At 50.6% G+C, this 9,283-nt stretch carries 8 protein-coding genes; 2 read left to right on the top strand and 6 right to left on the bottom strand.

The genetic code is table 11. The features are described from left to right. Window positions 1–234 precede the first annotated feature (234 nt). The 3 genes from ABIE61_RS18125 to ABIE61_RS18115 all read right to left on the bottom strand — a co-directional run bounded on the left by ABIE61_RS18125 (window position 235) and on the right by ABIE61_RS18115 (window position 4,052). On the bottom strand, window positions 235–669 hold the full coding sequence (locus ABIE61_RS18125) for a hypothetical protein (RefSeq protein WP_354412132.1): 435 nt from the start codon (window positions 667–669) through the stop codon (window positions 235–237). A 741-nt stretch (window positions 670–1,410) separates the two neighbouring features. After that, the gene (locus ABIE61_RS18120; RefSeq protein WP_354412129.1) at window positions 1,411–2,001 is read right to left on the bottom strand and encodes a class GN sortase; all 591 of its coding nucleotides are present in this window, start codon (window positions 1,999–2,001) and stop codon (window positions 1,411–1,413) included. After that, on the bottom strand, window positions 1,998–4,052 hold the full coding sequence (locus ABIE61_RS18115) for a marine proteobacterial sortase target protein (protein WP_354412126.1): 2,055 nt from the start codon (window positions 4,050–4,052) through the stop codon (window positions 1,998–2,000). The genes ABIE61_RS18120 and ABIE61_RS18115 overlap by 4 nt, the downstream gene beginning before the upstream one ends. A 228-nt stretch (window positions 4,053–4,280) precedes the next feature. On the opposite strand from ABIE61_RS18115, the gene creB reads away from it, so the two are divergent. Further along, window positions 4,281–4,949 (top strand): two-component system response regulator CreB, encoded by a 669-nt coding sequence (creB, locus tag ABIE61_RS18110; RefSeq protein WP_091827369.1) that lies wholly within the window; start codon window positions 4,281–4,283, stop codon window positions 4,947–4,949. Next, the gene (gene creC, locus ABIE61_RS18105) at window positions 4,946–6,412 is read left to right on the top strand and encodes a two-component system sensor histidine kinase CreC (RefSeq protein ID WP_354412124.1); all 1,467 of its coding nucleotides are present in this window, start codon (window positions 4,946–4,948) and stop codon (window positions 6,410–6,412) included. The genes creB and creC overlap by 4 nt, the downstream gene beginning before the upstream one ends. 119 nt (window positions 6,413–6,531) lie before the next feature. Here creC and ABIE61_RS18100 read toward each other — a convergent pair whose 3' ends face one another. From ABIE61_RS18100 to ABIE61_RS18090, 3 genes are all read right to left on the bottom strand, one after another. Beyond that, complete coding sequence (locus ABIE61_RS18100) at window positions 6,532–6,969, bottom strand: hypothetical protein (protein ID WP_354412121.1); 438 nt, start codon at window positions 6,967–6,969, stop codon at window positions 6,532–6,534. Window positions 6,970–7,064: 95 nt separating this feature from the next. Then, on the bottom strand, window positions 7,065–7,757 hold the full coding sequence (locus ABIE61_RS18095) for an AbiV family abortive infection protein (RefSeq protein WP_354412118.1): 693 nt from the start codon (window positions 7,755–7,757) through the stop codon (window positions 7,065–7,067). A gap of 92 nt (window positions 7,758–7,849) precedes the next feature. Next, window positions 7,850–9,163, bottom strand: coding sequence for an ATP-dependent nuclease (locus ABIE61_RS18090; RefSeq protein WP_354412115.1), 1,314 nt, complete (start codon window positions 9,161–9,163; stop codon window positions 7,850–7,852). Window positions 9,164–9,283: the final 120 nt, after the last annotated feature.

Raw genomic sequence — 9,283 nt, 5'->3', positions numbered from 1 at the left:
GAAGGTTTTACCCTTCTCGCGGAGTCGAATCGCCTTCTGCCTGAGAAGTTCCTGTTGCTCTGGGCTGAGCTTGCGTGCGTCTGTATTCATGCAGGCATTATATCAGATATAAATCACCGCCGGGTTAATAACGCTTGCAGCATGCGCGCCCACGGAATGGAGCCGAAGGCGCAATGTAGTGGGCGTCGCCGTGCCTGCACTTGTTAGGCATTTTCTAATGCAGGCCAGGACGGGCTATTGGTGACAAGGGTACGCCCGCTTAAACGCTTCATATAAATCAATCCGATACGCTTCATGATTAATAACCTGACTATCGTGGAGTCCTCCTTCACTCCTTCCCAGCTCCAATAAAGCACTGTTAACTTTCTGCCTTACGGATTCAAATTGAACCGATTCTGGTAGACAGACTTCCCCGTTATTTGCATATACGCCAAGATATCCAACCACATTCCCTGCATTCTTCAAATCCGGACGAAGTGCTGCAGCACCTGAAAGCCATTGTTTCCAGAAATTTGCGGAATACAGAAAACCTGACAGGAACAAATCGCAAGCAGGGCCAGGTTGGCCGCACATTCTCTTCCATTGCCCGTAACTCATATCATAGCCTGGCATTGCATAAGCAGGTGCGATGGCAATCAGAAAAACCACTAGAACAACTTTTTTAAACATAAAATCCTCCAAAATATGGTTGGCCTAACATTATTAATACTGCGCATGCGCATATTTGCTCTCAGTCGCAGACTGGAGAGCTGTTGTAAGCATATGAAGAGAAAGGATAAGTCGAGATGCCACAGTCATTCTCTTCCGGTGAAAACGAGCTTGCGCATTTTGCAGCTTTGCCGTGCGCAGTATCCTGCAACGGCCAGTCCATAGCCCTCTGATAGTGAATGATTTTTCAGCCTGTTACCAGTCGCAAATGAGCACCGGTACGCGACAAAGTGGGCGTGGAGAGCATGTTGCCATCAATACACTGTATAAAATCACAAAAAGCCAGGTTGACTTTTCCACAGGTGCTCGGCGCTCGAAACGATTGGATGACTCTTGTGAAGTTCCTCTCTGTGCGCTGGACCGCCCCATAGCCGGGATTTCAAGAGGTGGCCCGAAGCAAATGTTAGCTGGGTTGTTAACCTAACCTAGTATACAAGCCGTTCAGTATTATCATTAACGCTGAACACAGCGGTGACCTTGGAAGGGCTACGAAGGAACCATGGAAAGGACGTCCGGCAACCATCGACCGCGTACTGCTGCGACTTGTTAACATTCAGTCCCGAGGCGTCCAATTTCCCTCATCATCAAAGTTTGGTGATTGGCGCATACCAAAAGCATTCCACATCAAATCGATCTTAGGCCTCCTCGTCAGCTTCACACAGAAGGTACTGAGCACTGATCAGTATGATGAACATTATGCTTTTACTCAGTATGCAGGGGCTTCTCAGGCTCAACAGCAGAGGCCATTACAACCAGCCGCTGAGTTCCTCCTGCGGTGAGCGCATCAAAAGGATAACAGGTCACCAGTATCAGACCATCTGGAAAGGCAGTGGGCGTCAGCCGGGTAACGGCCGAATCCACCACCTGAATCTGATCAACCTGGTATGTCACATTTCCGTTATGGTCACTGAGCATCAGCGTCTGGCCTGGTTGTATATTCCGCAGGAAGCTGAAGTGGGTATCTCTGTGTCCGCTGATAATTCGTGCGGCATGGGTCATCGCATGTGCCTGCATATTTTCACCGGGGCCAAAAGCCAGCGAGCTGCCACTGTCTCCGGCCAGTACAATCTGATCAATGTCCATATCAGGCACGCTCAGACGCGCAACCGGCCAGTGGTCGGCCCAGGGCCAGGGTTTTACTGCTGCACCGCTGTCCAGACTTTCGGCCCAGGCATCGGCCAGTAGCCATTGCGCCAGCCGGGCTTTTACAGGAATCCACAGGGCTGTTGAGGTGAGGATCAGACCAGCAGCCACAAGGGCTGCCAGTATGAGGTTACGGATGCTGAGGATCATGCACACCACCTTGAACCGGACTTTCTGCGCCGCTCCACAATCATGACGGAAAGTGCTGCCAGCAGGGCGGCAAGTCCTCCGGCGAGGGGCAGCTGATATCCGGTAGCGCCTTGGGCCATCCCCAGATCAAGGCCGTGGGGTTTGGCTGCAGGCACCACCAGCGTTTCGCTCCCTTCCTGTTCAGGACGGACAGGTGTTTTATCAACGGCAACCAGGCTGGTGTATGGCGTAACCAGGTGATATTTAAGACCCAGCGCAATGATTTCAGAACGGATCTGTTCTTCGCTGACACCTCTGAGATACCCGCGGCGCCAGTCCTGCACCGCACGCTGGGCCCAGTCTGTCATGATACCCCGGGTATTATCCGCCGGTGCCAGTGTCAGTGTTTCCTGCCAGGCGGCATCACCAGTACGGCCACTGATACGGACTTCGCCTGTGCCGTTTGCCAGTTTCATCGACACAGCCAGCGGCTCACCGGAGTAAAGGTCAGGAATTACCGATGGCATCAGGTCTTTAATCCCATCGCCTTCGATCCTGATATCGGTCATGGCCGGTTTTTCCAGCTTGCTGAAGAGCATTTGCATGCTGCTTTCAGATTCAGACGGAGACGCAATATACGTAAAGGTGCCCCGTCCGGCTACTGCGGCCTCTTCCATAAAGTAACTGTTGGGTGCGCTACCAATACCCACGGTGAACAGGCGGGTGTTATCGAGACGACTGCGGATCAGATCAAACAGATGTTGTTCGTTGGACACACTGCCATCGGTGATAAACACGATCTGGCGCAATCTGGGGGTGTCATCGTTGCTGCGTACGCCTGTCAGTGCAGCAGTCAGTGCAGGTGCCATTTCGGTACCACCGCCTGCCTGTAGTGAGTTGATATAGCTGGCGGCCTGCTGACGGCGCCGGATATCGGCTATAACCGGCTGGTTAAAGAGCGTATCGGTTGAAGAGTTAAACTGAATCACGTTAAACGTGTCATCAGATGCCAGCCCGTCTATACCAGCCTGCAGCGCTCTGCGCGCGGCTTCAATTGAGGTACCGGCCATGGAACCTGACGTATCAATCACAAAGACCACTTCCCGGCTGTAGCGTGCTGTGTGCAGATCCTGAGGCGGCATCAGCATCAGCAGACCATAGTGTTCATCCCCGTGCTGCTCAGAGAAAAACGCCGCCGAAGGTTCGGCGCTTTCAACCGGTGTCCAGTTCAAAACAAAATCACGGTAGTCATCCGGCTCATCCGCCAGCAGGCTGATGATGTAGCGGCCATCTTCTGTCTGTTGCTGACTGATCTGATGTGAAGGGCTGTCCAAAGAGCTGAGTCTGAATCCAGGTTGCAGATTAAGGCTGATCTCAACCGGCCCCGGAGTAGGGCTGACGGCGTTGTCGTCATCGCCGCTTGTGGCCATCACGGTTTTACGCTCACCCGGCAGTACCTGCCAGCCGCTGCTCAGGGTTGCCTGTCCCTCAACCACGCGGCGCACTTCTGCGGGCTGTACCGGGTTATAACGTGGGGTGATTGCCAGCGGGAAACCGGCGCTGAACCGGCCATCTTTCCAGACCAGTGTCTGCTGGTACTCAATACTGATGGTGACCTCGCCACCCGGCGGAATATTGGCAACGGATGTGTGAAACAGGTTGGGGCGGTCCTGCTCGGTGAGCGCGGCGTTCTGTCCCTGAGATTTTGCCTGCTCGTAGGTTGCCCGGGCCTGCTCTTTTTCCTGAATATCACCCTCGATAATGCGGTCTCCTATCTGCATTTTCAGGTGATCAACGGCTGCCTCATCGGGCAGAGGGAACAGATACAGTGCCTCTGCCCAGTTATCTGTGGGGTTATGGAATACCTGGGTCACCTGAGCGCGCAGTACAGAACCTGTAATCTCCATGGCCACACGGGTGCTGACCAGCGGCATATCCTGTTTTTGCCCCTGCTCATCACGGGATACCAGGGTACCGTGGGTAACCGCATCAGCTACCGCATTCTGTGCACACCCCATCATCAGACAGGCCAGAATCAGTGGGCGAATGCCCTTGTGTGAAAATGTATGCATTGCTCTTCTCCTCATTAATATGAGGGGAGTATCTGCTTTCTGTTTGAGGAAAATGTGAAGTGAGTGTGGAGTCCTGTTTTTCTGTGAAATAAGAACGCCAGGTTACATTCAGGCACAGGTTGTACACACCCTAGAGATAATGTAAGCGGCTTTACACTAGCTGATCTGCCAAAGATAATGTGGGCCTCTGCACCACTTATGGACCGGCGTTTTAACAGAGGGAACACCATGGCGGTACTGATTGTTGAGGATGAACCCTCTATTGCTGACACCATACGCTATGCTCTGGAAACCGAACGGATGGTTAATATCTGGGTCACCACCGGGCAGCAGGCTCTGGATGCACTCAGCGAGGGTAATATAGAGCTGGTTCTGCTGGATATCGGCCTTCCCGATATGAGCGGATTTGATGTCTGCCGGGTCATCAGGCAGGCATCCTCTGTGCCGGTGGTGTTTCTGACCTCCCGCCATGAAGAGATCGACCAGGTGCTGGGTCTTGAACTGGGCGCTGATGATTACATCACCAAACCCTTCAGCCCCCGGGTACTCACGGCCCGTATCCGTGCTCGCCTGCGTCAGCCTCAGGAAGCTGCGAATATCAGCTCTGCCGGCTTCAGTCACGATGCAGATGGCGCCAGAATCATGCTGAATGGTATCTTGCTGGATCTGAGCCGCTATGAATACCGCCTGCTACTGTTACTGATGAGCAATCCCGGTAGAATCTATTCCCGTGAACAGTTGATGCAACAGGTGTGGGAAGAGCCTGAACGCAGCTTCGACCGCACTGTCGATACACACATCAAAACCCTCAGGCGCAAAATCCGCGACATCAGCGCAAACTGCGACCCGCTCAAAACCCGCCGTGGCCTTGGCTACAGCTTTGAGGCGGATGCATGAGCCTGAGATCACGCCTGATTCTGGTGTTTCTGTTTTCAGTGCTGACAGGCCTTGGCAGTGTGGTTTACTGGGTACTCGATGAGCTGGAGCCCCGTTATAAAGAAGCTCAGGAAGAGATTCTGGTCGATATATCAGAAATGATGGCTACTTTGATCGCGAATGAAGGCGTCAGCTTCAGCGAAAGCGGTGGCACCGTGATCGACACACATCTGGCTGAACGGCTCTTTGCCGGGCTGGCCGGCAGGCCCCTAAACGCACAGATTTATGACCTGCTTAAAACCGAAGTTGATCTGAGAATGTATATCACCGATGCCAAAGGCACCGTTATTTTTGATTCCCATTACACCGATACCGGCCGCGATTATTCCCAGTGGCGCGATGTCTATCTGACTCTGCGCGGTCATTATGGTGCCCGCAGCAGCGACGATGTAACCGGCCGTAGTGATACCGAACGGCTCTATGCCGCAAGCCCGGTGCTGTATCGCGGTGATATTATCGGTGTGGTGTCCACCGGAAAGCCCACCCGCAACATTAACCGCTTTATCAGCCACCTGAGCACCAACCTGCTCTGGATTTCACTGGTCGCTGCACTGGCAACGCTGTTGACCGGTCTTGTGATCACCCTCTGGATTACACGGCCTTTGCACCGCCTTGAACAGTATGCCAGAGGGGTTTCCAGAGGCGAACGCCCCGTGCTGCCTGCGCTTGGTCATAATGAAGTTGGGCGTGTGGGTAAAGCGCTTGAAAGCATGAAAGCCGCACTGGATGGCAAATCCTATGTGGCAGATTATGTGCAGAGCCTGACGCACGAACTGAAAGCCCCGATCGCCGGTATCCGTGGTGCCGCAGAGCTGTTACAGGAGCCAATGTCCGATGCACGGCGCAATCAGTTTCTCAATAATATTATTGAGCAGGGTTCAAGGATGCAGGAGCTGATCGAGCGCTTGCTGAAACTGGCCGCCATTGAATATCAGAGCAGCCTGGAACGACACGACAAAGTCGTACTGAAAGAGCTGATCACAGCAGTCTGCCGGAGCCTTGAAGACTATGCCAGCCGGCACAGAGTCAGCCTTGAATACAGCTGTGACCCTTCGCTGTCCATCACCGGCGACACTACCCTGTTGCAGGATGCACTGAGCAACCTGATCCGGAACGCCATAGAGTTCTCACCGCCGGAGTCAGCTGTAGTGATCAGTGCCATACAAAACGATGCTTCTGTTTACATCAGCGTAAAAGATTCCGGGCCCGGGGTGCCGCCTTTTGCTGAAGAAAAACTGACCCAGCGCTTTTTCTGTCTGCCCCGGACAGATGGGAGTAAAGGCAGTGGGCTGGGGCTGAGTTTTGTTCATGAAATCATGCAACTGCATAACGGAAAGCTGAATTACCACCGCGAAACAGAACCACCAGCCACTGTGTTCTCACTGACACTGCCAGCTGAATGTAGCCTGCCGAACGGAGTTTGATTCTATAGACTGAGCCATAATGATATTCCTTCAATGGCATTTTCTCTCATTCAGAGTCACCATCGCATATCAGACAACTTTCAGCCTTCACGTTAAGCTAGGCGTCACCTGAACCATTGTTATGTACTCTCAAACCTGGGACTCCGTTTTTGATATACCTTCAGTCCGATTAACACACTGGGCACAAAGGATAGTACTGCAAAGATGAGGACCCAGCCCGGAAGACCCGACAAGAAAAGCATGCAAATGATGACGTAGGGAATGAATCCGACACCTGCGACGATTTTAGCGTTCATTGACGAAGTATCTTCTGTAGTTTTCGCCGCAGTGTATCCAGCAATAAGCGCCAGAAGGGGCAACGCGAATACACTCGCGAATTGATAAACCAAGGATGATGGAATGAGGGACAGCAAATAAAGCACGGAGGCAACCCCCGCCGTTGAAACGAAAAAGCCAGCTCCGCAAGCAGCGGGACTTTGGGGCGGATTGGGCTTCATCACTGCTTTATACAAGCCCACCAAAACTGCGCCAGACGCGGCAACGATAATCACGTTCATTCGATTAGTTACTCCCTTAACTTAAAGATGCATAACGCAAAGGTAACCGGACGCTTTGTAGCGCCAGTGAAAAAGCGGTCCGGTTGACCGCCTGGTTAAACGTCTTTTGGATCAATCCCGCCATGTAGAAATTTCTCCGTACCATTCTCACCTTCCGGTCTCAAGCCTTCCCGCTGCATGGCTTCGTACCAATTTGCCACTGCAGGCTTCATCCAGCTCAGGTCCGTTTTCCAGACAGGGCCGACATGCTCCACCCACAATTCAATCTCACGCTCTGACGTAGGCGACGCCGAAGACAGCAGCTCGGCCGTAGAAACTAGCTGGCCCGCCAACTCGCCATCAATCACTTCGTCAGGAATTGACCAGTGTCCCTTGTTGCCAAGGCAGTCCGTATAAAACCCGAGCTGCTTGACCTGATCCAAAAGGGATGGATGCTTCGCATCTTTATCGAATATTGGACGAAGGTCGTCTAGTCTTCTTGCTCCCTCAGCCACTAGCTGAGGAAAAATCCACTGCACATTCTTGTTGGTGTGAGAGCGGTATCGCTTCCATTCTTCCTTCAGCTCCTTGTCGTCACGTGCAAGCGACATGGCACGAAGTATTGAGACCTTGCCGGACTCTTCGATAGAAAGGGCTGCTAGAGAACATGCTGTCGGAAGCCGTCCAGCTTCAAGAAGTAGCTTGGCATCCTGCGCCAAACGCGCCGCATTTTCCGACGCGGCAGTCATGCCTTCGGCTATCTGCGAGAAACTTAACTTTCCTTTATAACTTGGCAGTTTCTTCGACACAAGCCTCATCCGTTTAACGCTTTGCACACCGGACGAAATAAGCGTAGCTTATTGAGGTCCGAGCCGCACAGCGGCTGAAGTGCTGCAACATGTTAGCCTAGCTTCGCTTCGATTTTTGACAAAAACATAGATTGAAACTCGGGCTGCATTTCAGTTTTTGCATCCATCATGGAAACTATTTTTTCTGCCAACTCGTTCTTGTTATACGAAACACCATTTCTAGATACCATATCTCCTTCTATTGTTAACTCTTCGCCGAGTCCATATATCTTGTCTATCAAAGAAGGTGGGTAATAGTATTCAATTCCGTTTTTCGGCCAGATGACAATGTTTTCAGGAGGTACCCCCATCCTCTCAAGTTGAGAGGGCAGACTGGCTGAGTGAACAGAGTCCAATATAATAAATATCCTGTCCCGATATGGACTCTTCTGAAGATCAGATAGCAACCCCTTTGCTACAGTTAGAACTTCCTTTATTCTACTATCTGAATTGGCAGAAATAACGCTTACTTGATAGCTTGCATGCTTGAGAGAAATAACCCTCTCTATATATTTATGATCACATTTACCTTCGACAAGAATAATTAATGACGGTAGATATAGTGTTTCAAAACGGTTCCCTAATAAGAAAAAATGAATGCTGTTAAAGTCAGGCTGCGTACGTACCGGAGATACCGTTATTTCATCTCCTACCTTTGATACTATGTAATTATTATAAATATTTTTCTTATCGAGAAATATTGTTGAGTGAGTTGCAAAAACAAGAGTTTTTATATGGGGGAAATATTTTTCTCGATGAGCGCGATCAAATAGAAAATCTGCCAGAATCCCTTGAGCTTCTGGACTTATTCCCAACTCAGGCTCATCAATAAGAAATGTGTCGTAATCTTCGTCGAGTAAGCTCGTTACTAGAGTTGTAATTAGTCGAAAACCGGAGCTAGTAAATGAAATATTATGTCCATCACACGATATATATTTTTGTGACATGGAGTTGTTTTCTACAGTATATCTAAACTCGAGCGTGACGCCCAAAAGTTTAAAAATAATTTCAGTTAATTTATCTCGCCGTTCGTCGGATAATTCGGCAATGGCTTGCTGTAAATTAACAGGAGAATTATCAATATTTTGTTGCTGCTGTTGCCATTGCTGCATAAATTGCTGCCATTTCTGATCACGACGATTCTTATTTGGAGTGTAATGACCTAGCAGATTGAAATTTTGATACCTTGCCGGACCAAGATAAGAAGCATTCTGTCCCCATTGCTGAGTAAGTGTCTTAAGCAGAAAGGACTTACCGCAGTTATTCCTACCGACCAAAACAGCATATTCGCAATCTCTTATTTTTCTTAACGTTTCATTTGACTCATCCGTAAACCTTGTTCCTGGTTTCTGATCATATCGGTACATCAGAAAAACTCCATGTATGTGAGGCTAACGTTTAGTTAACGTGCCGCTGAAAGCGCAAAAAAATATACGTTGGCACAGAGTTCATGATGAGTCACCGATACTCCCCCTTTCAAGGTCACG

The sequence above is a fragment of the Marinobacterium sp. MBR-111 genome (assembly GCF_040547585.1).
In the GTDB taxonomy this organism is placed as follows: domain Bacteria; phylum Pseudomonadota; class Gammaproteobacteria; order Pseudomonadales; family Balneatricaceae; genus Marinobacterium; species Marinobacterium iners.
The sequence above is the reverse complement of the archived record's forward strand: the minus strand, read 5'-3'. Positions and strand labels throughout refer to the sequence as shown.

What these genes read in the sequence shown, in the direction of transcription:
- ABIE61_RS18115 (WP_354412126.1), bottom strand. Translation starts at nt 4,052, where the DNA reads ATGCATACATTTTCACACAAGGGCATTCGCCCACTGATTCTGGCCTGT.
- ABIE61_RS18120 (WP_354412129.1), bottom strand. Translation starts at nt 2,001, where the DNA reads ATGATCCTCAGCATCCGTAACCTCATACTGGCAGCCCTTGTGGCTGCT.
- ABIE61_RS18100 (WP_354412121.1), bottom strand. Translation starts at nt 6,969, where the DNA reads ATGAACGTGATTATCGTTGCCGCGTCTGGCGCAGTTTTGGTGGGCTTG.
- creC (WP_354412124.1), top strand. Translation starts at nt 4,946, where the DNA reads ATGAGCCTGAGATCACGCCTGATTCTGGTGTTTCTGTTTTCAGTGCTG.
- creB (WP_091827369.1), top strand. Translation starts at nt 4,281, where the DNA reads ATGGCGGTACTGATTGTTGAGGATGAACCCTCTATTGCTGACACCATA.
- ABIE61_RS18090 (WP_354412115.1), bottom strand. Translation starts at nt 9,163, where the DNA reads ATGTACCGATATGATCAGAAACCAGGAACAAGGTTTACGGATGAGTCA.
- ABIE61_RS18125 (WP_354412132.1), bottom strand. Translation starts at nt 669, where the DNA reads ATGTTTAAAAAAGTTGTTCTAGTGGTTTTTCTGATTGCCATCGCACCT.